The following is a 25,286-nucleotide window of genomic DNA, read 5'->3' as shown; positions in this document are numbered from 1 at the left end:
GGAGGGTCCCTTCACTGGTGCAGCAGGGCCAGGGCCTTGGCCAGGGCGGGGTCACGCCCGGCGGCCGCGTTCTCGGGGCTCAGGGGCACGTAGTGGTCGGGCGGCACTCCGATCCGGTCGATGACCTCGCGGCTCGGCCCCAGGTGGTGTGTGGCGGGAAAGCTCAGCAGGGTGTTGTTGCGGAGGCGGTACGCCTGCGCCGGGCCGGAGATCACACCGGCGGTCCGCGTCCCGACCAACCGGCCGAGACGTAGATCCTTGACGGCGGAGCTGAAGTGCTCGCACGCCGAGGCGCAGCCGCGGTCGGTGAGCACCACCAGCGGCAGGTTGAGCAGCTCGACGGTGTCGTCGGTCCGCGATGCCGCGCACGTGCCGGCCACGGTGCAGTGGTAGGCGGTGACCTTGCCGTGGACGAACGCGCTCAGCAGCCGGGTCGTCTCCACGGGACTTCCGTCGCTGTTGCCGCGCAGGTCCAGCACGACGCCGGACAGCGTCCGGCCTTTTCGCAGACTGGAGATCGCCCGCAGGACCCGGTCCGCGGAGTCGGGTACGAATTCGGTTACGCGTACGTAGGCGATGTCGTCGTTCAGCAGCTTCGACCGCACCACTTGCAGAGCGGCCAGATCCCGCTGGTAGAGGCCGGGTTGGAGCGTCACGCTCCAGCGGCGGCCGGTGCTCTGCCGCAGGAGGCGCAGCCGGACGGGGCGCGCCTCCGGATACCGGGAGTAGAGGGCGGCTATCGCGGGGGTGGCCTTGCCATCGATGAAGGGCGTCGATTCGTTGATCGATTCGATGATGTCGCCCGGGCGCAGCCCGGCGGCCCGCGCCGCGCCACCGAGCACGGTGGTGATGAACAGCGGCGATACGGCGACGCCGAGGTCGCCGTCGGCCTGCGAAGCGTCGACGTTCGCCGCGAGACCCAGGCCGTAGCCGTCGCCGTCGTAGTAGTCCGGCGACTGCTTGACGTCGTGCGTCCAGCCGGCCTGGTCGTCGCCGAGGGCGGCCACGATGGCTTCGAGGGTGACGACGGCCAGCCGATCGCGCAGGTCGGGCACCCGATCGGTGATCTTCTGGTAGACGATCTTGAAAGCGGCCCAGTCGGCCTTCCTGTCGCCGGTCAGCGCCGGCATGGCAGCTCCGGGCAGGTCGCGCCCATCGCGGTTGAGCTCCCGGGTCAAGGCGGTGAATCCGGCGGTCAGCAACGCGCGGGCGTCCAGCGTGGCGCCGCTGTAGTAGTTGCCGAGGATGCAGAAGTACGCCTGCTCGATGACGTCGATCGTGGTGGGCGTCTCCGCCTCGGGCGCACCCTGGGGCGGCGCGCAGACCGTGCCCGCCGTCGTGCCCGCCGCGCCGCGCGGCGGAGCCGGCGCCGTGCAGGCCGCCGCCAGGAGGAGGGCGAGCCCGGCGGCCGCGATCCTGACGACCGTCATGACATGCCTCTCCGTACCCGCCGGAAGCCGAGCCAGGTGAGGCCGAGGGTGAGCAGGGCGTAGATCCCGGTCTCGATCCACTGGAAGGGCCAGAAGCGCTCCAAGGGCTGGTAGGTCGCCTGTTGCCGGTAGCCGAGCCGGTTGATCTCCGCTACGCACGCGTCCCTGCCCTGTGCTCCTGCTGGTGCGCAGGGGCCCGACGTCGTGGAGACCGGGATGGACCGCGCGATCGTTGAGGACGGCCCGGAAGCTCCATCGACGCCGACGACGGTACGTCCGGAGGGATCGAGGAGATCGCTGGACAGGACCCAGGCGCCCGCGTGGCCGGGCACGGCCGACGTACTCAGGAAGATCTGCATGCCGCCGCCTTCCTGCCCTTGCGGCACGAGGCCGTTGACGTTCGTCCGGCCGAGCTCGAAAGTCGACGTGACCGGGGGCATCAGGTCGGGCCGGACCAGCAGCGGCATGGCCAGCTGGATCGCCGCGAAAGCGACCAGGGTGAGGGCCATCGCGGGCAGCGTGCGGCGTACCAGCACGCCCACGGTCACACCGAGGACGAAGGCGAAGGCCGCGTACCCGATCGGGGCGATGCCGCGCGCGCTGAACACCAGGGGAGACATCTGGGCCATCTCCGGAACGGCGGACTTGTCCAGCGGGTCGGACCACCAGGTCACCGCGAGGCCGCACACGCCGGCGGCGACCATGGCCGCCAGGCCGATGAGCCCGAGCTTGACCGCCAGCCAACGGCCGCGGGTGACGCTCTGGTTCCACACCAACAGGTGCGTGCCCGCCTCCAGCTCGCGGGTGATCAGCGGTGCTCCCCAGAAGAGCCCGATCAGCGCCGGGAGGATCAGCACGACGAGGGTGAGGGCCAGGAAGGGGATCTGGTACTCGTCGAAGAAACGGTTGAAGAAGTCGTCGCAGGTGTCGTCCGGGGTGCAGCCCGCGATCCCGGCGGCGTAGCGGGAGGCCAGATCCGGGCCGGTCAGAGCCAGCACGGCGGTGAGGATGGCGAGGACGGCGGCCGTCATCGCGGCCGAGCCGCGCAGCTGCCGCCAGGTCAGCCAGATCATCGCGACACCTCCAGGGCGGCACCGGCGGTGCGCTTGTCCAGGTAGGCCAGGACGAGTTCCTCCAGGCCGAGCCGGCTGATCGGGTAAGCGGGATCGTGGATCGGCGCTTCGGCGCGGATCACGAATGTGCTCTGCCCGTCGGCGTGCCGGGCGGAGACCACGTGCCCGTCGGCGGGCAGCCGGTCGGGATCGCGGCGGGGGCCGGTGAACCGGTGATGGGTGGCCAGCAGATGATCGGTCTTCCCGGCGATCTGAACGTTGGAGTCGACGAGCACGATCAGGTAGTCGCAGACCCGTTCCAGGTCGGAGACCAGATGAGAGGAGAGCACCACGCTCAGCTTGTGCTCGACGGCGGCCTCCATCAGCCCCCGCATGAACTCGTGACGGGCCAGCGGGTCGAGCGCGGCCGCGGGCTCGTCCAGGATCAGCAGCTCGGGCCGTTTGGCCAGGCCCAGAGCGAGGGCGAGCTGAGCGCGCTGGCCGCCCGACAGCTTGCCCGCCTTCTGGGCGGGGTCGAGCCCGAGCCGCGCGAGGCGTTCCCGTGCCATGCCGTCGTCCCATCGGGGGTTGAGCCGCGCTCCTAACCGCAGGTGTTCGGCGACGGTCAGGCCCGCGTAGACGGGGGTCTCCTGGGCGACGAACCCGACCTTGGCCAGCTGCGCCGGCGTGCTGCCCGGCCGGCCGCCGAGCACGGTGATGCCGCCCGCGGTCGGTTCGAGCTGGCCGCAGGCCAGCTTCAGCAGGGTGGACTTGCCGGCTCCGTTGGGACCCACCAGCCCCACGATGTGGCCCGCCGGGATGTCGATGGTGCACTCGCGCAGTGCCCAGCGTTTGCCGTACTTCTTGCCCAACGCCTGGGCCCGCAGGACAGTCGTCACGCTATGTCCTCCTGTATAGAGGCAGCGCCTCGATCGTCGGGGCGCGGCTGTGCCGGGAACGAAACTAGGCACTGCTCATGCCGGCGCGCTTCGGCCGTGATACCGGGATCACCTCCCGCCTGAGAACGAGACGCCGCCGGGTCATCCCTGCGATCTAGTCCCGAAGACCGTGAAACCCATCACGACGGCCGATGCGGGATGAATGGGGCACGCGTGACAATGTGCCGGTGGAAATCGGTGAACGACGGCCGTGGTGGCGGCATGGGCTCGACCTGTACAACCGGCTGAACGAGGACTACTCGGATCGGGACACCACGCCGGTGCTCTCTCGCCGATCCCTCGCCGCCGACGTGGCGTTCGCTGTCGTCCTCACGGTCATCGCGGTGGCCGCATCGGCGAAACTTCCGGCGATCGGCCCTATCGCGAATCAGCCCGAAGCGATCGAGCACTTGCGGCTCCGACCTCTCCCTCCAGCCGAGCGCCCACTACCTTCCAGTGTCCTGTTCACCGGTCCGCTGTCGTCCCACGAGGCGCCCGCGTTCCTTGTGGCGCTGACGACGTTGCCGCTGGCGGCGCGGCGCCGATACCCGCTCATCACCTTCTGGATGGTGCTGGCCGCGGCGCGGGCCACACACGAGGACGCGACCTGGATCACCGTGCTGACCTGCGCCATCGCCGCGTACGGCGCCGCCGCCCACAGCCGTCACCGAATCCTGGCGATGGGTGGCCTCGTGTGCGCGGCCGGGCTCGCCGGTGCCGGGTTCGGGAACATCGCGCCCGTGCTGCCGGGCTGGATGGGGCCGTTCTTCGTCCTGCTGAGCGTCGGCGCCCTCGGGTGCTTCATCCGTTTCTGGCGGCGACAGCTGGGAGCCAGCCGCCACCGGCTCACCGCGCTGCGGCAGGAGCAGGCGGACGCCATGCGCAGGGCTGTCACCGAGGAGCGCTCCCGGATCGCCGCCGAGCTCCACGATGTGGTGACCCACAATGTCAACGTGATGGTGATCCAGGCCGGCGCGGCCCGCAGCGTGATGGACGTGGAGCCGGAGCAGTCGAAGCAGGCACTGCTCGCGATCGAGTCCGGCGGCCGGGCCGCCATGGCCGAGCTGCGCCATGTCATGGGCCTGCTCGCCGGCCCGGGCGGCGAACGCCTCGACGGGCCGTCCGACGGCCTCGAACCCCAACCCGGGCTCGAACAGCTCGACGGCCTGGTGGAACGAGTCCGCGCCGCCGGGGTGCGGGTGCGCATCGCGGTGTCGCCACCTGGGCCATTGCCTCCCGGGGTCGACCTCGCCGCCTACCGCGTCGTACAGGAAGCCCTCACCAACACGATCAAGCACGCGCCCGGGGCCGCCGCGTCCGTGACGATCGGGCATGACGGCGACTGGCTGGAGATCGAGGTGGGCGACACCGGCGGGACACGCGGAGCCGGGCCGCGGACCGGCGACGGCAGAGGGCTGATCGGGTTGCGCGAGCGGCTCGCCGTCTACGGCGGGACCCTGGACGCCGGACGGACGGCCGGGGGCGGATTCCGAATCAAGGCCCGCGTCCCGTGGAGGACCGCATGACCGAGCAGTTGCGCGCCGTCATCGCCGACGATCAGGCGCTGGTACGCACGGGATTCCGCATGATCCTCACCGCCAACGGCATCGAAGTGGCGGCCGAGGCCGCCAACGGGGACGAAGCCGTCGCCGTGGTCCGCCGTACCAGGCCCGACGTCGTGCTCATGGACATCCGGATGCCGCAGATGGACGGCCTCGAAGCCACCCGGCGGATCCTCGCGTCCGGTGTCGAGGACACCCGCGTGCTGATCCTCACCACCTATGACCTCGACCACTACGTGTACGCCGCGCTCGCCGCGGGGGCGAGCGGCTTCCTGCTCAAGGACGTCTCACCCGAACACCTGGTGGCTGCGGTACGTCTGGTGCGCTCCGGCGACGCCCTGCTCGCGCCCACCATCACCCGCCGCCTGGTCGAGCGTTTCGCCCGCCGCGACGAGGCGAAGGCTACCCTCCACCGCGATCTGGCCGACCTGACGCCTCGGGAACTGGACGTGCTGCGCCTGCTCGCCACCGGCCTGAGCAACGCCGAACTCGCCGACCGGCTGACCCTCAGCGTGGCCACGGTGAAGACTCACGTCGCGAGCGTCCTGTCCAAGCTCGACCTGCGCGACCGCGTCCAGGCCGTGGTGGTCGCCTACGAGACCGGCCTGGTCTCTCCCGGCGGCAGCGGCTGACCACGCAGATTCATCGTTTGACAGCGGGTCCGTACGCCAATCGGTGTACCGCATCGACCATCGAGAGGCGGATGCCGGAGCCGACCGTGCCTACAAGACTCCGGATATGCGGAGACGAACGGCATGGCTGATGTTCATCGTGGCGATCATCGTCAGCCTGGTTCTCATCTATCCGTACCTGGGCCTCGATATCGACAACAGCCGCCTCGATGTCCCCCTGCTACTGCTGGCCCAGATTCCCTTCGGCGGAGCCGAGGCGGGATCGATGGGAGAAGTCGCGACCTCGATGATTCCGGTCGGTCAGACCCTGGGCTGGATCGTCAATCTGATCGTGGTCGAAAGCATCATCAGGCGGCGCCGTTTGTCCCGCCTGCGGCAACGAGCCTGAACGCGGCGGGCGCCTTGAGCGCGATCGGGGATGATTTGCTCGCCCCGATGTTGCCGTTGGCCCGTCGCCCACCCGGATGGCGGGTTGGGCAGGAGCGTTGATGGCAAACCACCGCTATTCAATCGAATACGTCGTGTGCGTGAGAAACAGTACCTTTCTTCGGTCGGCCTTCCTGTGGGACACATCCTCTTCTCGGCTTCGGAAGCAGCTGGTCGCGGCATCGAGAGGGTTGACGGCCGCGATCTCCTGAAAATGGGATCCGGAGGGGACGGTGACGATGCCTACTACATTGATGCGAAACAGGAGAGATCATCTATGTCGGGCCCTGACGATCCGTCTACAGGTCTGGTAAATCATCGCCACAGAAACTCTTGAATGCTTGAACTTATTTGATCTTGAAATCGCTCGATCCGCAGGTGAGGACAGTGCGGTCGCGCTGGAGGAACTGGCCGAGATCGGCGTGCTGAGCAGGGCATGGGCGAGGAAGAACTCGATCTCGTCCGGGTCGGTCACCGGGCGAATAGTAGGAGCGCGGCGAGCACCAGCGTGACCGTGGCGTACAGTCGTCTTCGCAGTCTCAGCGACTCGAGCGCAGACCGTTGAGAGCGGTCTCGACGATGCTGTCGGCATAGTCGGAGGTGAGCGCTCCGCTGCGCTGGAGCCATCGGTTGAGCAGGTGCCCCCAAGGCATGTCGACGGCAACGTCGAGGCCGAGGTCCTCGGCCACCTGCCCGGCCCGCTGGGCGCCGCGCAGTCGTTGTTTCTTCAGCTCTCTCATCGGACCGTCCAGGCGTTCCGCGTAGAGAGCGGCGAGCGGCGGATCATGGGTGATCTCAGCGTTCAGGGCGCGCATCGGCTCGTCGTAGCGCGGATCGTTGAGCTTTTCGACTGTGACCCGGGGTACCGTCTTCAGATCTGCCTCCAGATCACCCGTGTTGGGCAGAGCGCTTCCTCCGTCGTCTCGTTGCTCGCTGAGCATGGGGAAGGGATCGAAGAGAACCGCCTCTCGGAGGGCCACCAGCGGTAGATCGTCTGCTTGCCGACACCGGCCCGGGTCGTGATGCCCTCGACGCTCTGCTTGGCGTATCCGACCTCCTGCACCAGCTCGAAGGCCGGGGTGAGGATGCCCGCCGGGAGGCCTCGTTCTGGTGGGCCGCGCCGGAGAGGAATCCGTCCAACCTGGCAAACAAACGAGACGAGACGGTCCGTCTTGACGCAGTAATGGGGAACCAATATAGTCACTGCTTGTCGAGACGAGACGGATCGTCTCGGTAAACTGTGCAACCGATCGGAGTTCTGCATATGCGCACCGCGGATACCGTCTCTTCCCGCACCTGGTTCATCACGGGAGCCAGCCGTGGCCTGGGTCGTGCGTTCGCTGTCGCCGCGCTGGAGCGTGGCGATCAAGTGGTCGCCGCCGCCCGTACCATCACCCGACAGGACTTCGACGACCGGCACGGAGACCGGCTGCTCACCCTTGTCCTGGACGTGACCGACCGCGACGCGGTGTTCGCCGCCGTGCACACCGCCGTCGAGCACTTCGGCCGGCTGGACATCGTGGTGAACAACGCAGGCACCATGTCCTCGGGCATGATCGAGGAGTTCACCGAGGCCGAGGCGCGCGCCCAGCTGGAGGTCAATCTTTTCGGGGCGATGTGGGTCTGCCAGGCTGTCCTGCCGCACCTGCGTGGCCAGGGATCCGGGCACATCGTGCAGATCTCCAGCATCGCCGCGCTGGGCGGCTTCCCGAGCACCGGGATGTACAGCGCGAGCAAGTTCGCGCTGGAGGGCATGAGCGAGGCGCTGGCAATGGAGGCCGCGCCGTTCGGTGTGAAGCTCACCCTGGTCCAGCCCGGCGGTTACTGGACCGACCTGTACACCAGCATGACGACGGCGTCGCCTCTGGAGGAGTACGGCCCGTTGCGCGCCGAGCTGGAGAAGCAGTGGGCCGAGGGCTCGATCGACAGTGAGCCACGTCTGGCCGCCGAGGCGCTGCTGAAGCTGGTGGACAGCGAAGACCCGCCGCATCGGTTGCTGCTCGGCAGCATGGTCTACGACCTGGCCTTCGACATCTCCCGCCGGCGGATGGCGACCTGGGCCGCCTGGGAGCAGGTCAGCCGCGCCGCCGAACACGCCGTACCCGCTCCCGGAACCGCCGATTGACCGCGGCCCTCGACGCCCGCCTGGCCGGCGCCCACCGCCGGGTATCGCGCCGTGATCCGACCCGCCCCCGCTGTGCTGGGCGGATCCGGCCTCCCTGCTTTTCTCCCATCGACACCGCTTAACGGGGGCACACATGTCAATCTCACAACGGCGAGGTTCCCTCGCCACCGTCGTACTCGCGACCGCACTCGCAGTCGCCGGGGCTCCAGCCGCATCCGCGACGGCGGAGCCGGCGGTCGAGATCTCCGGCGGGCTCACGCAGCCCGTCTTCTCCTACCAGGACGCCATCCGTGAGCACGTTCGGGTGCAGTCGCCGGTCGACAGCGACGGCGACGGCAAGAAGGACCTGGTCCGGGTGGACATCATCCGGCCGAAAGAGACCGGTTCCGGGCTCAAGGTCCCGGTGATCATGCACGAAAGCCCGTACTACGACGAACCGGGGGTCGGCTTCGAACTGGACCACAAGAAGTACGACGCGGACGGGAACCTGACGAAGTTTCCGCTGTTCTACGACAACTACTTCGTGCCGCGCGGGTACGCGTTCGTGTCCGTCGACATGATCGGCACCAGGTTGTCGGACGGCTGCCCCACCTCCTACGGCGCGTCCGACGTGCTCGGCGGCAAGGCGGTCATCGACTGGCTGAACGGCCGGGCGACCGCCTACGACGACAACGGCGATCCGGTGAAAGCCACCTGGACCACCGGGCGTACCGGGATGATCGGCCAGTCGTATGAGGGAGCCCTCGCCATGGGGGTCGCCGGCACCGGGGTGGCGGGGCTGGAGACGATCGTGCCGGTCGCGGGGTTCAGCAGCGGGTACGGGATGTGGCGCGCGAACGGCACCCTCACCTGGTTCAAAGGCGGGCCGGGGTGGCAGGCCGACCGGGTCGACCTCGATCCGGAGGAGAAATGCGCGGCGGTGCGCCGGCAGCTGGCCGCCGGCTCGGACGACGAGACGGGCAACTACAACGCCTTCTGGCGCGAGCGCGACTATCGGACTGGGCCGATATCGAAGGCACGCAACGTGCGTGCCAGCGTATTGACGGTAGTAGGAATGCAGGACCGGAACGTGCGAGCCGACCAGTTCTCCACCTGGTGGGCCGGATTGCCACGCAACGTGCAGCGCAAGGTGTGGGTGACGCAGTACGGGCACCTCGACCCGTTCTATGCCCGCCGCGACGTGTGGGTCGACACCCTGCACCAGTGGTTCGACCACGAGTTGATGGGCGTGCCGAACGACGTCATGCGCCGGCCGCGCGTTGACGTACAGCTCGGCCCGGACCGCTGGATCACTCAGGCCGACTGGCCGACGCCGACGCGGACGGTGACCCTGCGACCGGGGCAGGACGGCTCACTGGGCCGCAAGCCATCGACCGGAACCGGCAGCTACCTCGACACCGCCCAGACCGAGGTGGCGATGGCCGGCGATCCTGCCACCACCAACGCCAACCGGCTGGCCTACCTGACCCCGCCGCTGAAGAGCGCGATACGGCTGTCCGGAACGCCGTCGGTGAGCCTGCGCCTCAAGCTGGACAAGCCGACCGCCAACCTGGGCGTCCTGCTCGTCGACTACGGCCAGGACACCCGCATCCACGGCGTCGATCCCGCCGGCGGGCAAGGCCTCAAGTTCATCGGCGGCGAGGACTGCGTCGGCGAGAGCACGGCCGATGACGACGGCTGCTACTTCAGGGCCGCCGACAACACGGTGACCTCCGGCTTCCAGGTGGTCACCCGCGCAATCCTGGACGCCCAAAACCACAAGTCGCTCAACCGCCAGACACCTCTGACGCCGGGCAAGCCGTACCAGATCACCTGGAAGATGCTGCCGCAGGATTACGAGTTCAAGGCGGGGCACCGGCTGGGCCTGGTGCTGACCGGGACCAACGACGACATCACCGACGCCGAACCCGGCACCGGGACCAAGGTCACCGTCGACCTGGCCGGCACTTCGGTCTCGCTGCCGCTGGTCGCCGGCACGTCCAGCGCGGAATAGCTCGATCGATCTTCACGTACGGTCGCGGCCGGCGTGGTCGCGACCGTACGCATGACGTCCCGGACGTCCTTGCCCGTACCTGCCACCACGGCATGCCGCTGGACGGCGAAGAACACGATCGCGGTACATCGTTCACAGATGCGAAGGAGCACCCATGACGACCTCAAACCCAGCCAACGCGACCTGGTCCGGCATGGTGCCGGTCGACGACACGGCGCTGGCCGTGACCGACACCGGCGGTCCCGGTGTCCCGGTGGTCTACCTCAACGGCCAGTTCGGCATTCAGCCGCAATGGCGTAGGGTCATCGCCGAACTGGGGACGGGGTGGCGGCACATCACCTACGACATGCGGGCCCGCGGCAAATCGCAGCGTTCGGCGGACTATTCATTCGAGACGAACATCCGCGATGTCGATGCCGTTCTCGGGGCCAGGGGTGTGCACCGGCCGCTTCTGGTCGGCTGGTCCTACGGCGCGGCGGTCGCGGCGCACTGGGCCAGCCGGAATCCCGAGCGTAGCGTGGGCGCGGTCCTGGTTGACGGCGCGTACCCGCACGACTGGCTCGATGAGGCCATGGAACAGCGGATCCGCAAGCTGTTTCGACGGATGAGCTGGTTCTGGCCGCTGCTGCGCCCATTCGGTATGGCCCCGCGGATGACCGCCGATGAGCAGGCGAACAGCAACATCGAGCTCGGCGTGATCTCCCGAGAGCGCGCGCTCGGCCCCGTGCTGAACAACATCACCGTCCCGGCGCGGTATGTAGTCGCTTCGGGTACGTCCTTCGGAAGCCGCAGCGACGAGCAAGAACGGATGCGCGCCAGCCTTGACACGGTGACCGCCCGCAACCCGAGCATCCACATCAGCGCGAAGGTCGCCGGCAACCACGGTGCGATCCTGCGTAAGGACTTCCGCGCCATCGCCGAGGCCGTACGCGAGGTCGCCGCCCTTGACCGCGGAGGGCGCCTGAAGATATGACCAGCGCACTGACGATCCGCCAGGCCGCGGCCTTCGCCGGTGCCATGGTGCAGACCGTGCGACATCACCACCGGCTCGGCCTGGTCGACCAACCGGCCCGCGACGTCTCCGGCCGCCGACGGTACGCCTCGGCCGAGCTGCCACGGCCGGCCCAGGTCCGCACCGTGGCCGGGGCGGGTCCAACCTATGAGGAGTGAGACATGGCCCGAGTGACCGACTCGCAGACCGGCGGACTTCGCCGCACTGAGATCTTCGTGGATGTCGCGGACGGCTATCGGCTCTGGGCGGAGATGGCCGGCGATCCGGAGCGTCCCGCCCTGTTGCTGGTGATGGGAGCCAACACAAGCGGGCTGGGCTGGCCCGACGAGTTGGTCGAGCTGCTGTCCCGGAAGCACTTCGTCGTCCGCTACGACCACCGCGACACCGGACGCTCCACCCATGCCTTCCACGAGCGTCCCTACCCGATCCGTGCGCTGGCCGACGACGCGATCGCGATTCTCGACGCGCTGCGGATCGAACGCGCTCACGTGGTCGGGATGTCGCTGGGCGGCACCCTGGTCCAGTTGCTCCTCCTCGACCATGCGGACCGGCTGATGAGCGCCACGATCTTCGGCTCCGCGCTGCTCGGCGGAGCGGCCACCGACCCCGGTATCTCCGACGACGACCTGCCCGGGCCCGACCCCCGGCTGCTCGCTCTGTGGGCGGAGCTCGGCCAAGAGCGCGACCCGGAGACGGAGCTGCGGTGGCGCGTCGAGCACTGGAGGGTCCTCAACGGTGACGTCCTGCTCTTCGACGACGAGGAGTTCGCCGATCTTGAACGTAGGATCGCCGCCCACAGCGGCACCTGGCACAGCCCCGCCGCCCATGCCCTGGCCGACCAGTCGGGCATGGAGCGCGGAGCCGAACTCGCGAACGTCCTTGTGCCCACCTTGGTGATCGACGCGCCGGAGGATCCCATCACCCCGCCCCCGCACGCCACCCGGCTGGCGCACGCCATCCCCAACGCCACTCTGGTCACGGTACCCGGTCTCGGCCACGCACTGCCCCTCGCGATCGTGTCGCCCCTCGCAGCAACGATCATCGCCCACACCGGTCGACGACCCTGATTCGGGGAGAACCGTCCGAGGCGCCGGTGCCGAGCCTTCACACGGCCGGGCGGGGCCTGGAAGCTCGTGTCGAGACGCTGCTGCGCTCCTCGCTGGACCGGAGTGACCGCCGACCCAGCACCCTGCCCAAAGACCAAATCGAAGATCCACAAACTGCGTAACGTTGCGGTTGTTGGTTCACCCAGTGATTCCCACGGCATCTTGCAGGTGTCCAGAAGATCGCGCGACGGCAGCGGCCCTGAGGACGCGAGCCGATCGAGAATGTCCAGACGGCACGCGTCGTTGACGCACACCCAGTCGCGACGGTGCTCCTGCCAAGGGGACAGCTCCCGTTCCCGGGTCGCTCGGCCATCCTGGCGCGGTACAGCGCGAGATCTTCGCTGGCCGGATCATCGCTCGAAGCCCGATCAGCGTCCGGTCTCAAGCGCGGTGTCCAACTCGGTCGGCGCGTACGAGGACCCGAGGCGACTCCACGCGACGAGGTCGGAGCTCGGCGCGATTGCGGTGACCAGGCCGATTCGCAGCAGGGTCAGCTGGCGCGCCACATCAAGCAGCTCAGTCGGCCGCGAGCTGCCCAGGAGCTGGGCGCGCACGGCGATGCGGCGCGCGTCGGCGCGGGAGAGCTCGTGCACGGTCACGACACGAGGTTAGGCGGCCGATCTGACCAGGAGCGACTAACCCGAGGCTCGGTGTGCGGCCCGTCGGGGCAGGCGGCGACGTGTCGCGGCGATCGTCGCGGGCGGTCGCCTGGTTACTGACGAGCACGCGCCGATATGGCCGACGCCGAGGGCAACGAGAAGGGCGCGGCCACCTGGACGGGCCGCGACAGAGTGGCGAGACGTCATTCCGGTCAGGCCCTAGATCAGGTCGTCGAACTCGCCTGCCATGAGTCCGTGGCGGAATGCTGCGAACTCGCTACGAGTGAAGTACAGCTTGGGGCCGTCGGGGTCCTTGGAGTCGCGTAGTGCAATCAAAGGTCCCATGCCGGGTTTGTGTGCTGTCCCGAGCGTTTTATGGTCGGTGCCATCGACTAGTGCCACTTCGACGCAATCTCCACCCGTTCCATTGGAAAAACTAGACTTGCGCCACGTCGTACGGGAACGCTGCTCCAGATCTTCGTCTCGCCTACGGTTCACGAGATCCTCCTGCTGCCTGCTCGATGAGGCGTCGGCTCTGATCGGGCCCAAGTGCTCTTGCGCGAAGATGATCAAATAGTCGATTGTAGTCATCTACGTCATCTGGGGCTTCTAGGAAAATACTGCCTCTCCAGTACTCAAGGTACACGATGTCTGGATCCGATAGCTTTGGGAACTTCAGGATGCGGAATCCGCCGTTCATCGCTGGATGAGCTCCGCTGTCGAAAGCAAGTATCTGGATGTTGATGAAGTTCTGCGACGACAGCTCAAGAAGGCGCTGAAGTTGACGGCGCATGACGCCCTCGTCGCCCACGTCTCGTCGGATGACCGCCTCATTCAGCACCATCCACATCTCGGGCGGCTTCGCCGAAACTAGACGCTCTTGCCGTTTCATCCGGATTGAGAGATTGCTGGTCAGTTCCTCCTCGGGAGGCAGAGTCGGCTCTGCATTGATGACGGCGCGCGCGTACTCCTCCGTCTGGAACAGGCCGGGGACGTACTCGCTCTCATAGCCGGAGATCGAGGACGCGTCCTCTTCAAGGCCCACGTAGCTTTGGAAGTACTCGGGGATCGTGTCGGACATCTTGTCCCACCAGCCGCGTTTCCGCGCATCACGGGCCAGCTGAAGGAGTATCTCCTTCGTATGATCTGGTACTCCGTAGATCTCCAGCATCATGGCCACGTCGGTTATGCGGGCGCTGGTCTGGGCCGCTTCTATGCGAGTGATTGTCGGCGGCGAACATCCGAGCCGTTCCGCGACTACCTCGCGGGACATTCCCTTCTCTTTGCGCAAACTGCGCAAGATGGCGGCCAGGCGGCGCTGGCGAGCTGACGGGCTGCGCTGAGCGGTCATTCCACCTCCGTGAGTACGCCAAGTCTCCTAGGTCGATCTTGGTTCCACAACTTGTACTAAGTGCATTCTGCTATATCTATTGCACTGAGAGTTAGGGGCCATGCACACTCTGCATGGAAGAGGTTGGCATTACCCCCTGCGTGGCCTGGCCTTTTTGTTGCTGAGCGGATTGCTTTGTCGACCCTAAAGGCCGGTTTTATCAGGCTGAACTAGGTACACATTCGTTCTGATTGAGTCCGATACTCGAAGGGCAGGTCGAGCGATGCGACGTACGCGGAAGCAAGATGATGGGACGCGATCGAGCCCAACGCCGCCGAGCCAGGAGCAGCAACAGTTCCTCTACCTGGCTCGGCTGGCATGGGCGCTGAGAGTGCGAGGACTGGCCGTTTCGGTCCAGCTACCGCGACGCGCCGAACCGTGTATCTCTGTCCGGCGAGCGTCGGGGTCGTTGCTCGTACGGGCCGCGCTGCAGGGCGAGCGCTGGGTCTTCACATGGGGGCGAGGGCGTGATCGGTGGGTGGACGCGCTCGACGAAAGCGCGCCCGAACGAGTGCGGGAGGTTGCGCGGTGAGCGATCACGCCCTGGTGAAGATGACGCTTCCAGGCGTCGTACGTTCGGTGCCCCTGGCTCGTCGCTGGGTCACGGACGCGCTGACGGCGGCCGGGCATCGGGAGACGGACGGTGTGCGGCTCGTCACGAGCGAGTTGGTGGGGAACGCGGTGCTGCACACCAGGTCGGGACGGCCTGGCGGCGTGGTCATGGTGACGGTCTTCGAGGTCGGTGACGCGCTGGCCAGAATCGAGGTGCTCGACGAAGGGGCGTTGACCGTGCCAAAACCGCGGGAACCCGACGGTTGTGACTGCCACGGGCGTGGGCTGTGGCTGGTCCAGCAGACCTCGACTCGGTGGGGGACACGCACTGTGGCCCTGCGATGGAACTTGGTGTGGGCGGAGGTGGCCATGCTGGATGCCGGCGGCGCGTCGGGGTTGCTGGGTATGGGTGCGACAGGCACATGCCTCACTTGAGGGTGACGCGGTTGCGTAGAGACCTGAAAGCGACCCGGGCGGACCGGGTGCTCAGGAGGAATGCGGTGAGGCCCACGCAAGCCACTGCCACCGCAACGAACAGCCAAGGATTCTTGGTCTGCAGCACCTGCAATAGCGCCAGAGCGATGCCGGCAGGCACAGTGACGAGAGTGAACACGACTACCGCGCTGTTGACGTGCCTGTTCTCGTCGTCGCGGGCCAGTCGGTTGAAGTCGCTGATCTCGGTGAGAACCTGCTCGAAGCGTTCCCGCAGGGCATGCTCACGCTGGTAGGCGGTCAGAAGACGGTTCGGGATCCCGTGGGGGGTCAGGTGCTGGCCCCACAGCCGGTGTCGGAAAATGCTGACCTCCTGTTCGAGTTCGGCCATCGTTGCTGACACTGAGGAGTCGAGAGCGGCGGCCATGCGCTCCTCCAACTGCGTCAGGCCCTGCTTTTGCAGTACACCGAGCAGGACGGCGTCGAGATAGATCGAGCGCAGGTAGAGCTCGGCATAGCCGAAGAACGAGTCGTCTCGCCCCTGGTCCGGTCGCATGCCGATGACACCCATCCCGTCCCGCAGGACCACGGCATGCCAGTCGCTGGACAGCCGGATGACCTCACTGTCCACCGGTTCGAGGTTCTTGGGATCCGGGGGATAGTCGGTCAGGTCGGTCCGGGAGGCGAGGGCCCACAACCACTGCTGCGCAGGAGGCCAGCGCCAGTAGCGCGGCTGGCGGTAGAGACGAGGCAGACCCTGCTTGACCGGCGTAACGAAGGAGACAGTGAAGGGCCGCAATCCTTGCTGGATGGTGGCTTGGCCGTCGATGAGTTCCTGCGGGTCGAAGAGGGCGGGCAGAGCATCCCTCCGACCGGCTAGCGTACGAAGCAGTGCGATGGCGATGCCTCGCCTGGGCCGCAGGTGGATGGCCACGAGTCCACAGGCGTCCGGTTGATCGACGGTTCGCAGGGCTTCGATCCCGGTGATCTCGATGTCGCCGATGACGCGATGCGAAGGGTCGTGCCAGCGTTTAGGACAATCGGTGTCGCCGTACAGCACTCGGGCGGCCTTGACACTGAAGTACTCGCCGCGTGCCTCGGCAGTGGAGCGAACCTGGCGATGCTGGAGGATCAGGGGGCCCTTGGCCCAGGTAGGAGTGGTGGGGAAACGAGCCTCGTAGACGACGACGATGGCCTGCCGGGCGAGTCGGGTCACCGGTAGTAGTCCTCGACGTCCGGGAGATCCAGACGGATGACGTAGCAGGCCTGTTCCGGGTTGTCCGGATCGACCAGGAAGCGCACCCGCTCGCCGGTACGGATGGTGCGGAACCCTTCGGTGACGATGTCTGCATACATGAACGAGTGGTGCGTGTCAGTGTCGGCATCGCGGACTATGTAAGTGCCCTGACGTCCGCCGTGGCCGCTCCCGAGCGGCATGCGATCCACGATGTATCCGAAACGGTGACCGGTCGTCTCAGAGGTCTGCTCGGCAGCCATCACAACTCCTTAACGCACCGGAATCCGACCGCGTTGCTGCAACCCCGCCGCCGGAACAGCCCTTTGGATGACGTCTGCAGCGCTCGGTAGGGGTTGTCGTAGGAGCCTCCGCAGATGACGACCTCGTTCAGGTCCTCTAGCACGGTGCCGGTGATTTCCCAGACGTTCCCGGCCATCTCCTGGACCCCGAGCGGGGAGATGTTACGCGGATGCGCGTCTACCGGGCCGGGCATGGCCTGGCTCAAGCCTCCGCGATCCAGTTCCGCGCGCCACGCCTCGTACGTGATCAGCGGGCGGCCGCTCCAGGAGTCCGCACTGTTGACGATGCTCAGGTCGATGTCGTCACCCCAAGGGAACAACCGACCGTCGCTTCCTCGCGCAGCCGCCTCCCACTCCAAGGCCGTGGGCAGGCGTTTACCCTCGAACCGGGCGAAGGCGAAGGCGCTCCAGTAGTTGACGCAGACCGCTGGAAGATTCTCGTATGCCGGGTCGGTGAAGTAATCCGGGATCCGCAGCCGTTCCTGCCATGGTTCGTGAGAGGACTCGGGAGGTTTGGCCGGGTGATCCCACTCCTCGGAACCATGCTGGCGGACCGCCTCCAGGAAGCGGTTGTAACGGCCGACAGTGACGGGAAGGCGATCGAAGCGGACCGGCCGCTCGACGCGCCGAAGCATCAGATGGTGGCTTGGCCCGACCATGTAGACGCCGACTTGCAGGAGGCAGTCGTCGGCGGCCTCGGATCTCCCCCTGGATCGCCGGTAGAGGAACTCGCGGACCTGCTCGGTCAGGCGCGGGTTCGTGTTGAGAAAAGCCTCACGGACCGTCGGTTCGCGCAGGTGCTCGGCGGCCAGCAACTCCTGGTAGGCACTGTGTCTGAAGGCGACCGCGGACGGTCCGGCGTGCCGGAACAGCGGCCGGAAGCGGAAGGAATCGAAGGTCAGCCGACCGCCCTCGAACAGTTCGATACCCAGGTCGTTGACGAGATCGACGAAGGGGAACACCGTACGGCCGCGCAAGAAGGCAGCCCCGAAGTATGAGACGAGCGACGGCAGCAGGGTGGGATCCGCAGCGCTGGTGATGTGCTGCCAAGCCAGCTCGGACAGGTGGGGGAGATCACTATCGCGGCCCAGATCGAGGTCCTCTGCCAGGCGTATTTCCAGGGGTGTTGCCGCGTCGGTGACATCGTGCAGGCGCAGTGCGGAAAAGCATGGCACGAGCAGGGGATTGACGCCTTGGGCGTGGAGTTGCTGAACCAGCTTCTCCGAAACCAAGGCGGTGCCGTCCAGCAGACGCCGTACCTGCGGGGAGTCCTCCAGGAAGGACACACGGGAGGTGGTGACGACCGCCGATTCGGCCGACAGCACCTGCGCTATCTCGGAGAACAGCTCAAGGAACCCGGCCTGGGTGGTGGACGGCACCGCCTCGTCGATGCCGTCCAGCGCGCAGAGTACAGAGCCAGCGCGGGCGAAGTAGTTGAACACCTCAAAGACGTGTGTGCTCTCCACCTCCATGTATGGGGTCAGCGAGCGCGTGACGAAGTCTCGGAACTGTTCGTCCGGCCGTTTGAGGCTCATGTCGAAGTAGAAGCGATAGCGACGTCGGCTGGCTGCCACCGATCGTGCGACCAGCTGTTTGAGCAGCGTCGTCTTCCCACTCCCGGATCTACCGACGATCAAGAGATTGCCTCCTGAAGCCGCCACGTCATCCAGCAGTTGATCGGCCGCGCCAACCCGGGTCACTTGCTGTTCGCCTGTCCGCTCGTCGGTGGTGAGCAGATCGCCGGAGATCGTCAGCCGCTCAGCGTCCAGCAGTTCCGGATACGAGCCCACGACATCGGTCAGGTGCCGATCCAGGTTGACGAAGGCATCCATGAAACGGTCGTAGGTGAGAATCCGGTAATCGCCGCCCAGCGGGCTCGACGCCTGGCTGGTGCCGTTCTCCTCAAGGACGAGGAATCGGGTGAGTTTGGGCAGCTTAGTCTGGAGGAGCTCGCCGTCGGTGGCGTCCAGGACCTGGATCACATCGTCGACGCTCTTGCTCAGCAGCAGCTCAACGTACTCGCTGCGCAGGCCTTGCTCGCGGAAGAACAGCTGGTAGACGGTGTTACGAGAGAGCTCGAATCGCTTGACCGGCTGGAATCCGAGCGTCACGTAGAGCCCGGCCAGGAACTCGGCCTTGACGACCACCTCAGGGGTCAGCTTGGGCACGTCCCCGCTCAGGATGCCGCTGCCAGTGCTACTGAACCATGCCAGTACGTCCAGCAGGCGGCGGACTGCCGCGAGTCCATCCTCCTCGGCGATTTCGTATCCGTCGTGGGCGGATCGGTTCCGCAGCCGCTGGATGTCGCGGAGGGAGTCGAGAACGTTCGTGCTGCGGATGTACGGCTGCGCGCCCTTGATCAGCTCGCTCAGCGCCTTGCCGCCGGGGTCTCCGGGAACATTGTGGTGCCGCCACAGTTGCTTGAGGATCCGCTCGGTGATCTTGCCTACCAGGGCGATCGCGTTCTCCGGGTAACCGTCGCCGAGAGACTTGATCGGGCGCTCGAAGTCTAGGCCGAGATAGCGGGCGACCCGGGAGTGATCGTCCAACTCGTTTCTGAGCTGGAACAGGCGGTTGTCAAGCTCGATGCTCACGTTTTCACCCCGAGTACGAAGGCGAACCGGTCCGGAAACCGTACTTCAGGACCTGGATTTGTGCGGCGGATCTCGGAGATTCCCGCTTCTAGTTCGGAGTCATTGAAGCTGGCCAGCAGCGACATGTACCGATTCCGAACCATTTTTGTGTAGCGCTCTACGCTGAATACGAGCGGGAATTCGTCGTAAGTCAACTCCGTCTGCAGCCCGCAGCGGCGCATCGCAGCGGCGATGTCCGGTGGGGCGGGTTGCCGCTCCCGGAAGAGATCCAGCGCGGCGCCGAATAGCGGATAGTCGATGTCACTCGGCAGCATGACCACGAGGATCCGCCCACCCGGTCGTAAGACGCGAGACAGCCCAGCGAGTACCTGAGCCGGATCGTTCAGGTGGTGGATCACTTCTTTCATGAGGATGCCGTCGTAGTCATCGTGCGGGAGTTGTACGCGGCCTCCAGCGAGGTCCTCGGCTCCCGCCAGCAGCGGGATCAGACGTTCGTCGGCGGGTAGGCGCTGCAACATCGCGGGGGAGAGATCGGCACAGACCACAACGTTCGCATGGGCTGCCAGGTCGCGAGCATAGAGGCCCGTTCCGCACCCGACGTCCAGGAGACGAGACTTTTCGAGACTTGGGGTTAGACGACTAAGAAGGTTGCTGGTCATCCATAAGGTGAATTCCGGACTGTAGGCCCAGTTCTCGTCGTATTTGTCCGCGAGGCGTTCGTAGTGGCCCTGAGTAGCATCGCTCTGCACGAGACGTTCCCTTGGTGATGAGGCGCCAGGCAAGCCCAAGCATCTGATGATCGGTAATGGTCGTCAAGGAGCACCGGTCGTCTGGTATGAAGCGATAGAGGTTTTGGCGGACATTTGCAGGTAATGGTCCAGCTTTATCCTGTATGTCGGAGTGGGCTCGCGTGGCTACAGCAGGTCGCACTGCCTGGTGAGGTCGATGGCCACTGGAGCTGGTGGGGTGTTCAGGACACGTTCACCAAAAGGGTTCGGCCGTGGGCGGGGCCTTCCACGGCGTCCACATAGATGCGCGCGACATCAGCCACCGGAGTGCCGGCGGCGGGATCCATGCCCAGGGCGAGGAGGGTTTCGCGTACCCAGTCGGGGCTGACGGTGTTCAGGCGAACGCTTCTCGGCATCTCGATCGCGGCAGCGTGTACGAACGCCTCCAAGCCCGAGTTGACCAGATACCCGAGCGAACTCCCCGGGACAGGCTCCGCGAACCGTCCGCTGGTGAGCGTGACGGATCCGCCGTCCCGTACGTGAGTGAGCGCTCGCCGGACCAGGTTCACCTGTCCGATCAGCTTCCCTTCGAGCCCGCTGCCCCAGAAGTCCGCGTCCGAGCGCGTGTCCAGTGGTGTCAGGCCGCCGCTCGCCGCGCAGCACACCACCGCGTCCACCTGGCCGACCTGCGAGAAGAGGGTGTCGATCGACGCGGCATCGGTCATGTCCACGCGTACCGGGCCTCGGCGCGACGCGCGCACCACCTCGTGGTGGCGCGCCTCCAACGCCTCGGCGACCGCACTTCCGATGGTCCCTGTCGCACCGATCACAATGATCTTCACTATTTCTCCCGTTCCGTCTAAAGCGAACCGGAAACCAGACTGCGGCCGACGGTGAGCCTCATCCAGCCCTCCGCCGGGGGTACACCTGGCAGGTGCAGGCTCCACAGCCGCTGGTCCGTGACACTGGGAGATATGGACGTACATGGTGAACTGGGCGAATTCTTGCGGTCGAGGCGGGCGCGGCTGCGGCCCGAGGACGCCGGGCTTCCCACGTTCGGGGGCCGCCGCCGGGTGCCTGGCCTGCGGCGTGAGGAGCTGGCTCAGCTCGCCGGGGTGAGTGCCGGCTACTACACCCGTCTCGAACAGGGCCAGAGTCCCAACGCCTCCGACGCCGTGCTTGACGCCGTCGCCCGGGTCCTGCGTCTGGACGAGGCCGAACGCGCCCACCTCTACTCACTGGCCCGGCCGAAGGCGAGGACCCGGCGCCGGGCGGTCAAGCCTGAGCGGGTACGGCCGGGCGTACAAGTCATGATCGACTCGTTCAGGGACGCACCCGCGCTGGTCATGGGGCGCTTCCTCGACGTGCTCGCGTGGAACCCGATGGCGCACGCGCTGCTGGCCGGGCACCTCGACTTCGACGCGCCGAGCCGGCCCGCCGAACGCCCCAACATCGCCCGCATGCTGTTCCTCGACCCCCACATGCGCGAGCTGTACGGCGATTGGACGCGCAAGGCGCGCTCCACCGTCGCCGACCTGCGGCTGATCGCGGGCCGCTATCCCGGTGCCCCGGGCCTGACCGGCCTCGTAGGCGAGCTGACGGTCGGGAGCCCGGAGTTCGCGAAACTGTGGGCCGCGCATTCCGTCGGCGACTGCGGCACCGACACGCGGACCTACCATCACCCCATGGTGGGCACCATGGCGCTCATGGCCGAGTTCATGACCCTGCCGAACGACGAAGGGCAGCGTGTGGCCGTGTTCAACGCCGAACCGGGCTCAGCGTCCGAGGCCGCCCTGCGGCTGCTCCGGGCCGCGGACTGGTGAAGCTCGGACAACGGTTATGGCTTCTGCCCGGCCCGGTCGACGACGCCCACCACGGTGCGCGTGAACGCCAGCCAGACAGTTCCCTTCTCGACGCTCCACAGCACACGGGAGGGAACCGGAACGGACTTGCCGTCCTTGACGGTGAACACCTTCTCTCCCGGCCGCGGGTTTCGCTCCTCGTGATCCGCCACCGCGGTCTCGCGCCTGCCTCGGAAGGCGTACGTCGACGGGTCCAGCAGGACCTCGCGGTTGAGCCACCCGTCGGAGACGCGAGAGACCGACAGCGCCGCACGGCCCTCGTTGTCCACCGCAGACTCGTTCACCTTCACTCCGGGGAGCTTGGCCATCGCCTTGAAGATGGCGGCCTCCTGAGCCGGCGGGGGGACGTTCTGACCCAGGGTCACGGCGAACCGCAGGAAGATCCAGTCGTCCTGATCTCCGCCCCGCACAGAGTGGATCTTGCGGAATTCGGCCAGTAGTTTGTCAGGGTCAGTGGGCAGTGCGGCCACCATCGAGTAGGTGTTCTCCGGCGTCCGCTCCCCGGGGTTGGTGGTCATCAGCTTGCCACCCGTCATGTAACCGACCCGCTTGCCGTCGGCGCGTGTCCAGAACTCCTTGATCGTGCTCGTCAACGGCGTCCGCGGCGTGAGCCGCTTGTCCATGAGGCCCTTCTCGTGGCTCCGCGTGCGCATCTCGGTGTAGATCCACTGATCGTCGCGTGGCGGCGTGAAGTCCTTCTTCTGTACCGTCGCCGCGACCCTGGCGAGCACCACCTGCGCGTTGGCGGCGGGGAGCGTCGGCTGTCCGCCCCTTCCTCCCACAGACTGGAACACGGTCGCCCCCGTCGCGATCACCACCGCCGAGGCGGCCACCGCCAGCGCCCGCATCGCCCACCTGCGCTTGGGGCGGGGCCTGGCGGCTCGCGTCATGAGGGCGGCCCTGGCCGCTGACTGCGCGGCGGGCGAGGGGGGATCCGGGCGGTCCCAGGCCTCACGCAGCGTCTCCAAGTCGTTCATGATTCGTCCTCTCCCAGTACGGCCTGGATCTTCCTGCGGGCCCTGTGCAGTCGTGAGCGTGCCGTTCCTGCCGGAATGCCGAGTGCGCTGCCCGCCTCCTCGGAGGTGAGCTCGGCCCAGGCGATCAGGAGCAGCACATCCCTGTCGCCGTCGGCGATCTCGGCCAGGGCCTGGGCGAGCCGGGATTTGCGCGCGCCCGCGTCCACCACCCCGGCGACTCGGTCGGCGTGGTCCTCCATGGGGCTTTCCGTTCCGGCCTTGGCCAGCGCCCGGTATCGGCGTACTTCGGCGCGGCGGTGCCGGGCGATGAGGTTGGAGGTGATGCCGTACAACCAGGGCCGCGCGTCGGGGCGTGCGAGGTCGTAGCCGGTGCGTTTGTCGAAGGCGATGAGAAACGTCTCCGCGGCGATGTCGTCGGCTAAGGCGCTGTCCAGCCTGCGTGCGGCGTAGTCGTGGATCTCGGGGTAGTAGCGGTCGAAGATGGTGGAGAAGCGTTCGGGCTCCCCCCATGACTGTTCGATGATCACGGCGTCGCCGATCTGCGCGGGGAGCGCCCGTGACATCGCGGTCACCTCTCGGTCCTTGGGTTCACACCTCTCCTTCACCGATCGGGCGGGAAGTGTTCACGACTGTAGGAGCAGCCCATGCGCCATCAGGTCGGCAACGGCAGGGCAGTCAGGAAGCGGACTGGCCTTGCCGTGGTGCCGCCTGAGCGCGCTCGCAGCTATAACTTATTTTTAGTTTTATGTTTTAGATCTACGTCAAACTAAAAATCCCTGTTAGGTGCTAGCCTGGGGCTGTGGAGTCAGGTGAAGACACGCCTCGTGTGCGGCTCTGGCGGCGGGCCGCGCACCAGCATGGCTACTTCACCGCAGCGCAAGCCCTTGAGGACGGCTACTCCTACCAGTCGCAATACTTCCAGGCCAGTCGCGGTCACTGGACGCGCATCGATCGCGGCATCTATCGCTTCCGGGAGTTCGCCGATCTCCCATCGGGCGAACAGGATCACCTCGTCCCCTGGGCGTTGTGGAGTCAGGGACGCGCGGTCGTGTCCCATGCCACTGCTCTCGCGGTTCATGATCTGGGCATCGCCAATCCCGCTCGGATCCATCTGACGGTCCCGCCCGGCTTCCGTCGGCGAAGTTCCTTGGTAATCCTTCACCGAGCGGAGCTGGCGAGTGACGAGGTGGAAGAGCATGAAGGATTTCGGGTGACGAGACCCATGCGGGCCATCGCGGAGTCCGCTGCGGACGGAGTCGATCAGGACGTGATCGACTCCGCCGTCGCTGATCTGCTCGATCGCGGTGGCGCGACCAAGGGGCAACTTCTGAGGGCTGCGCAGCGAGTCGGCTTCCGGGCCGAGCTCTCGGTGGAGCGAGCCATTCGCGCGGAGCTCACATGAGCCGCTACGTGACCTCGGTGGATCTCCGACGCGCCTTGGAGGCTCGGCTCAAGCGCCAGGCCGACGAAACCGGAACCGACCTCGGTCGTCTGCGGAGGGTCGCAGTGTTCGATCGGATCTCCGTCAGGCTGTCGGTTGTCGAACATCGCTGGGTGCTCAAGGGTGGCACGTCCTTGGAATTTCGTCTCGGTGGCCGAGCGCGGGCCACGAAGGACCTCGATCTGGCGCTCAGAGACGGTCCATGCGATGGCGAGGCCCTACGCGAGGAACTGATCGAGACCCTGGCAACCGACGTCGACCTGGATGGTTTCGTATTCTTTGTCGGGCGGCCATCCTCGTTGGACGCGGATACGGCTGGACGGCCTGGGTGGCGGTTCTCTGTTGACAGTGCTCTCGCCGGTAAGAGCTTTGCCCAGATCCGGCTGGACATTGTGCTGCGCGACGAGGAGCTGGCAGCGACCGAGCGGATCTTGCTGCCAGGTGTTCTCGCGTTCGCTGATATTCCGCCACGCATGATCGACTCGGTTGATCGTCGCCAGCACTTCGCGGAGAAACTGCACGCTCTCACCCGGGACTACGACTCACGGCCCAACACCAGGGTGAAGGATCTGGTTGATCTGATCTTGTTGATCGAGGACGGTCTCCCCGCCGACGGTGACTTGCTCGAGGTGGTGCGCCACGTGTTCGCTGTACGAGCTACCCACTCGGTCCCGCTGCTTATCCCCGATCCACCTCCCGCCTGGAAGATCGACTATCCCAAGCTCGCCGAGAACCTCACGTGCGCAAGCCCGGACTGTGCCAGTGCGCTCGACTTGCTTCGCGCCTTCTGGGTGCGGGCGCAGAGCCGCAACAGCGAGCCCTAATTTCGCCGAAGCCTTCGGTTAAGTTGCCCGTCATCACGGACGAAGCCTCAAGACCATGTGGATCTGCTGGCGTGA

28 protein-coding genes are annotated in these 25,286 nt (G+C 66.6%); 12 read left to right on the top strand and 16 right to left on the bottom strand.

From position 1 onward, the window contains the following. Nucleotides 1-11: 11 nt before the first annotated feature. From AB0L53_RS13160 to AB0L53_RS13150, 3 genes are read right to left on the bottom strand one after another with little or no spacing between them, the layout of a single operon-like run. Nucleotides 12-1,430 carry a S41 family peptidase gene (locus tag AB0L53_RS13160; protein ID WP_363993118.1) on the bottom strand — a complete coding sequence of 473 codons (1,419 nt, stop codon included), beginning with the start codon at nt 1,428-1,430 and terminating at the stop codon, nt 12-14. Continuing rightward, nucleotides 1,427-2,503 (bottom strand): ABC transporter permease, encoded by a 1,077-nt coding sequence (locus AB0L53_RS13155; protein ID WP_363993117.1) that lies wholly within the window; start codon nt 2,501-2,503, stop codon nt 1,427-1,429. Before AB0L53_RS13155 ends, AB0L53_RS13160 begins: the two co-directional genes overlap by 4 nt. After that, entirely contained in the window at nt 2,500-3,381 is an 882-nt protein-coding gene (locus AB0L53_RS13150; protein ID WP_363993116.1) for an ABC transporter ATP-binding protein, read from the bottom strand. Before AB0L53_RS13150 ends, AB0L53_RS13155 begins: the two co-directional genes overlap by 4 nt. Nucleotides 3,382-3,608: 227 nt before the next feature. Between AB0L53_RS13150 and AB0L53_RS13145 the strand changes: the two genes are divergently transcribed. Genes AB0L53_RS13145 through AB0L53_RS13135 form a run of 3 tightly spaced genes read left to right on the top strand, consistent with a single transcriptional unit; the run spans nt 3,609 to nt 6,002 of the window. Next, complete coding sequence (locus AB0L53_RS13145; protein WP_363993115.1) at nt 3,609-4,946, top strand: histidine kinase; 1,338 nt, start codon at nt 3,609-3,611, stop codon at nt 4,944-4,946. After that, on the top strand, nt 4,943-5,614 hold the full coding sequence (locus tag AB0L53_RS13140) for a response regulator transcription factor (RefSeq protein WP_363993114.1): 672 nt from the start codon (nt 4,943-4,945) through the stop codon (nt 5,612-5,614). The genes AB0L53_RS13145 and AB0L53_RS13140 overlap by 4 nt, the downstream gene beginning before the upstream one ends. A gap of 43 nt (nt 5,615-5,657) precedes the next feature. After that, on the top strand, nt 5,658-6,002 hold the full coding sequence (locus AB0L53_RS13135; RefSeq protein ID WP_363993113.1) for a hypothetical protein: 345 nt from the start codon (nt 5,658-5,660) through the stop codon (nt 6,000-6,002). A 309-nt stretch (nt 6,003-6,311) separates the two neighbouring features. Here the strand turns inward: AB0L53_RS13135 and AB0L53_RS13130 are convergent, their stop codons facing one another. The 3 genes from AB0L53_RS13130 to AB0L53_RS13120 all read right to left on the bottom strand — a co-directional run bounded on the left by AB0L53_RS13130 (nt 6,312) and on the right by AB0L53_RS13120 (nt 7,304). Then, the gene (locus AB0L53_RS13130) at nt 6,312-6,515 is read right to left on the bottom strand and encodes a hypothetical protein (RefSeq protein WP_363993112.1); all 204 of its coding nucleotides are present in this window, start codon (nt 6,513-6,515) and stop codon (nt 6,312-6,314) included. Nucleotides 6,516-6,579: 64 nt separating this feature from the next. Further along, nucleotides 6,580-7,020, bottom strand: coding sequence for a TetR-like C-terminal domain-containing protein (locus AB0L53_RS13125; RefSeq protein WP_363993111.1), 441 nt, complete (start codon nt 7,018-7,020; stop codon nt 6,580-6,582). Continuing rightward, nucleotides 6,912-7,304, bottom strand: a complete 393-nt coding sequence (locus tag AB0L53_RS13120; protein ID WP_363993110.1) for a helix-turn-helix domain-containing protein — start codon at nt 7,302-7,304, stop codon at nt 6,912-6,914. The genes AB0L53_RS13125 and AB0L53_RS13120 overlap by 109 nt, the downstream gene beginning before the upstream one ends. On the opposite strand from AB0L53_RS13120, the gene AB0L53_RS13115 reads away from it, so the two are divergent. The 5 genes from AB0L53_RS13115 to AB0L53_RS13095 all read left to right on the top strand — a co-directional run bounded on the left by AB0L53_RS13115 (nt 7,305) and on the right by AB0L53_RS13095 (nt 12,237). Next, entirely contained in the window at nt 7,305-8,165 is an 861-nt protein-coding gene (locus tag AB0L53_RS13115; protein ID WP_363993109.1) for an SDR family oxidoreductase, read from the top strand. It begins immediately after the preceding gene. Between the two features lie 133 nt (nt 8,166-8,298). After that, a complete protein-coding gene (locus AB0L53_RS13110; protein ID WP_363993108.1) occupies nt 8,299-10,158 on the top strand; it encodes a CocE/NonD family hydrolase in 1,860 nt (619 codons plus the stop codon). A gap of 193 nt (nt 10,159-10,351) precedes the next feature. Beyond that, nucleotides 10,352-11,131: an alpha/beta hydrolase gene (locus tag AB0L53_RS13105; RefSeq protein WP_363993107.1), complete on the top strand. Its 780-nt coding sequence runs from the start codon at nt 10,352-10,354 to the stop codon at nt 11,129-11,131. After that, nucleotides 11,128-11,328 (top strand): MerR family DNA-binding transcriptional regulator, encoded by a 201-nt coding sequence (locus AB0L53_RS13100; protein WP_363993106.1) that lies wholly within the window; start codon nt 11,128-11,130, stop codon nt 11,326-11,328. The genes AB0L53_RS13105 and AB0L53_RS13100 overlap by 4 nt, the downstream gene beginning before the upstream one ends. A 3-nt stretch (nt 11,329-11,331) precedes the next feature. Continuing rightward, nucleotides 11,332-12,237 (top strand): alpha/beta fold hydrolase, encoded by a 906-nt coding sequence (locus AB0L53_RS13095; protein ID WP_363993105.1) that lies wholly within the window; start codon nt 11,332-11,334, stop codon nt 12,235-12,237. Nucleotides 12,238-12,644: 407 nt separating this feature from the next. Here the strand turns inward: AB0L53_RS13095 and AB0L53_RS13090 are convergent, their stop codons facing one another. The 3 genes from AB0L53_RS13090 to AB0L53_RS13080 all read right to left on the bottom strand — a co-directional run bounded on the left by AB0L53_RS13090 (nt 12,645) and on the right by AB0L53_RS13080 (nt 14,226). Then, a complete protein-coding gene (locus AB0L53_RS13090; RefSeq protein ID WP_363993104.1) occupies nt 12,645-12,875 on the bottom strand; it encodes a hypothetical protein in 231 nt (76 codons plus the stop codon). A 219-nt stretch (nt 12,876-13,094) separates the two neighbouring features. After that, the gene (locus AB0L53_RS13085; RefSeq protein WP_363993103.1) at nt 13,095-13,466 is read right to left on the bottom strand and encodes a DUF397 domain-containing protein; all 372 of its coding nucleotides are present in this window, start codon (nt 13,464-13,466) and stop codon (nt 13,095-13,097) included. Beyond that, on the bottom strand, nt 13,363-14,226 hold the full coding sequence (locus AB0L53_RS13080; protein ID WP_363993102.1) for a helix-turn-helix transcriptional regulator: 864 nt from the start codon (nt 14,224-14,226) through the stop codon (nt 13,363-13,365). Before AB0L53_RS13080 ends, AB0L53_RS13085 begins: the two co-directional genes overlap by 104 nt. A gap of 567 nt (nt 14,227-14,793) precedes the next feature. Between AB0L53_RS13080 and AB0L53_RS13075 the strand changes: the two genes are divergently transcribed. Further along, the gene (locus AB0L53_RS13075) at nt 14,794-15,252 is read left to right on the top strand and encodes an ATP-binding protein (protein WP_363993101.1); all 459 of its coding nucleotides are present in this window, start codon (nt 14,794-14,796) and stop codon (nt 15,250-15,252) included. On the opposite strand, the gene AB0L53_RS13070 is transcribed toward AB0L53_RS13075, so the two are convergent. The 5 genes from AB0L53_RS13070 to AB0L53_RS13050 form a co-directional block, all read right to left on the bottom strand. Continuing rightward, nucleotides 15,245-16,465, bottom strand: a complete 1,221-nt coding sequence (locus AB0L53_RS13070) for a hypothetical protein (RefSeq protein ID WP_363993100.1) — start codon at nt 16,463-16,465, stop codon at nt 15,245-15,247. The two genes, AB0L53_RS13075 and AB0L53_RS13070, sit on opposite strands and share 8 nt — an antisense overlap. Beyond that, nucleotides 16,462-16,746 (bottom strand): hypothetical protein, encoded by a 285-nt coding sequence (locus AB0L53_RS13065; RefSeq protein ID WP_363993099.1) that lies wholly within the window; start codon nt 16,744-16,746, stop codon nt 16,462-16,464. The genes AB0L53_RS13070 and AB0L53_RS13065 overlap by 4 nt, the downstream gene beginning before the upstream one ends. Then, nucleotides 16,746-19,379, bottom strand: coding sequence for an SUMF1/EgtB/PvdO family nonheme iron enzyme (locus AB0L53_RS13060; RefSeq protein ID WP_363993098.1), 2,634 nt, complete (start codon nt 19,377-19,379; stop codon nt 16,746-16,748). The genes AB0L53_RS13065 and AB0L53_RS13060 overlap by 1 nt, the downstream gene beginning before the upstream one ends. After that, nucleotides 19,376-20,128 (bottom strand): class I SAM-dependent methyltransferase, encoded by a 753-nt coding sequence (locus AB0L53_RS13055; RefSeq protein ID WP_363993097.1) that lies wholly within the window; start codon nt 20,126-20,128, stop codon nt 19,376-19,378. Before AB0L53_RS13055 ends, AB0L53_RS13060 begins: the two co-directional genes overlap by 4 nt. A gap of 221 nt (nt 20,129-20,349) precedes the next feature. Beyond that, nucleotides 20,350-20,949: a short chain dehydrogenase gene (locus AB0L53_RS13050; protein ID WP_363993096.1), complete on the bottom strand. Its 600-nt coding sequence runs from the start codon at nt 20,947-20,949 to the stop codon at nt 20,350-20,352. Nucleotides 20,950-21,081: 132 nt separating this feature from the next. Between AB0L53_RS13050 and AB0L53_RS13045 the strand changes: the two genes are divergently transcribed. Further along, nucleotides 21,082-21,930: a helix-turn-helix transcriptional regulator gene (locus AB0L53_RS13045; protein WP_363993095.1), complete on the top strand. Its 849-nt coding sequence runs from the start codon at nt 21,082-21,084 to the stop codon at nt 21,928-21,930. Nucleotides 21,931-21,944: 14 nt separating this feature from the next. Here the strand turns inward: AB0L53_RS13045 and AB0L53_RS13040 are convergent, their stop codons facing one another. Then, nucleotides 21,945-22,946 carry a CU044_5270 family protein gene (locus tag AB0L53_RS13040; protein WP_363993094.1) on the bottom strand — a complete coding sequence of 334 codons (1,002 nt, stop codon included), beginning with the start codon at nt 22,944-22,946 and terminating at the stop codon, nt 21,945-21,947. Further along, nucleotides 22,943-23,509, bottom strand: coding sequence for an RNA polymerase sigma factor (locus tag AB0L53_RS13035; protein ID WP_363993093.1), 567 nt, complete (start codon nt 23,507-23,509; stop codon nt 22,943-22,945). The genes AB0L53_RS13040 and AB0L53_RS13035 overlap by 4 nt, the downstream gene beginning before the upstream one ends. A gap of 236 nt (nt 23,510-23,745) precedes the next feature. Here AB0L53_RS13035 and AB0L53_RS13030 point away from each other — a divergent pair, with 236 nt between their 5' ends. Further along, nucleotides 23,746-24,348 (top strand): hypothetical protein, encoded by a 603-nt coding sequence (locus AB0L53_RS13030; RefSeq protein ID WP_363993092.1) that lies wholly within the window; start codon nt 23,746-23,748, stop codon nt 24,346-24,348. Continuing rightward, nucleotides 24,345-25,211, top strand: coding sequence for a nucleotidyl transferase AbiEii/AbiGii toxin family protein (locus AB0L53_RS13025; protein ID WP_363993091.1), 867 nt, complete (start codon nt 24,345-24,347; stop codon nt 25,209-25,211). Before AB0L53_RS13030 ends, AB0L53_RS13025 begins: the two co-directional genes overlap by 4 nt. Nucleotides 25,212-25,286 lie beyond the last annotated feature (75 nt).

The sequence above is a fragment of the Nonomuraea sp. NPDC052129 genome, assembly GCF_040680095.1.
Taxonomy (GTDB): Bacteria; Actinomycetota; Actinomycetes; order Streptosporangiales; family Streptosporangiaceae; genus Nonomuraea.
Note: the sequence above shows the minus strand (reverse complement) of the source record. Positions and strands in the feature narration are given on the sequence as shown.

Bases quoted from the DNA above. Each gene is read 5' to 3' on its own strand.
- AB0L53_RS13160 (WP_363993118.1), bottom strand. From the start codon at position 1,430: ATGACGGTCGTCAGGATCGCGGCCGCCGGGCTCGCCCTCCTCCTGGCG.
- AB0L53_RS13155 (WP_363993117.1), bottom strand. From the start codon at position 2,503: ATGATCTGGCTGACCTGGCGGCAGCTGCGCGGCTCGGCCGCGATGACG.
- AB0L53_RS13140 (WP_363993114.1), top strand. From the start codon at position 4,943: ATGACCGAGCAGTTGCGCGCCGTCATCGCCGACGATCAGGCGCTGGTA.
- AB0L53_RS13120 (WP_363993110.1), bottom strand. From the start codon at position 7,304: ATGCAGAACTCCGATCGGTTGCACAGTTTACCGAGACGATCCGTCTCG.
- AB0L53_RS13115 (WP_363993109.1), top strand. From the start codon at position 7,305: ATGCGCACCGCGGATACCGTCTCTTCCCGCACCTGGTTCATCACGGGA.
- AB0L53_RS13110 (WP_363993108.1), top strand. From the start codon at position 8,299: ATGTCAATCTCACAACGGCGAGGTTCCCTCGCCACCGTCGTACTCGCG.
- AB0L53_RS13105 (WP_363993107.1), top strand. From the start codon at position 10,352: ATGGTGCCGGTCGACGACACGGCGCTGGCCGTGACCGACACCGGCGGT.
- AB0L53_RS13100 (WP_363993106.1), top strand. From the start codon at position 11,128: ATGACCAGCGCACTGACGATCCGCCAGGCCGCGGCCTTCGCCGGTGCC.
- AB0L53_RS13095 (WP_363993105.1), top strand. From the start codon at position 11,332: ATGGCCCGAGTGACCGACTCGCAGACCGGCGGACTTCGCCGCACTGAG.
- AB0L53_RS13085 (WP_363993103.1), bottom strand. From the start codon at position 13,466: ATGACTACAATCGACTATTTGATCATCTTCGCGCAAGAGCACTTGGGC.
- AB0L53_RS13080 (WP_363993102.1), bottom strand. From the start codon at position 14,226: ATGACCGCTCAGCGCAGCCCGTCAGCTCGCCAGCGCCGCCTGGCCGCC.
- AB0L53_RS13065 (WP_363993099.1), bottom strand. From the start codon at position 16,746: ATGGCTGCCGAGCAGACCTCTGAGACGACCGGTCACCGTTTCGGATAC.
- AB0L53_RS13045 (WP_363993095.1), top strand. From the start codon at position 21,082: ATGGACGTACATGGTGAACTGGGCGAATTCTTGCGGTCGAGGCGGGCG.
- AB0L53_RS13040 (WP_363993094.1), bottom strand. From the start codon at position 22,946: ATGAACGACTTGGAGACGCTGCGTGAGGCCTGGGACCGCCCGGATCCC.
- AB0L53_RS13035 (WP_363993093.1), bottom strand. From the start codon at position 23,509: ATGTCACGGGCGCTCCCCGCGCAGATCGGCGACGCCGTGATCATCGAA.
- AB0L53_RS13025 (WP_363993091.1), top strand. From the start codon at position 24,345: ATGAGCCGCTACGTGACCTCGGTGGATCTCCGACGCGCCTTGGAGGCT.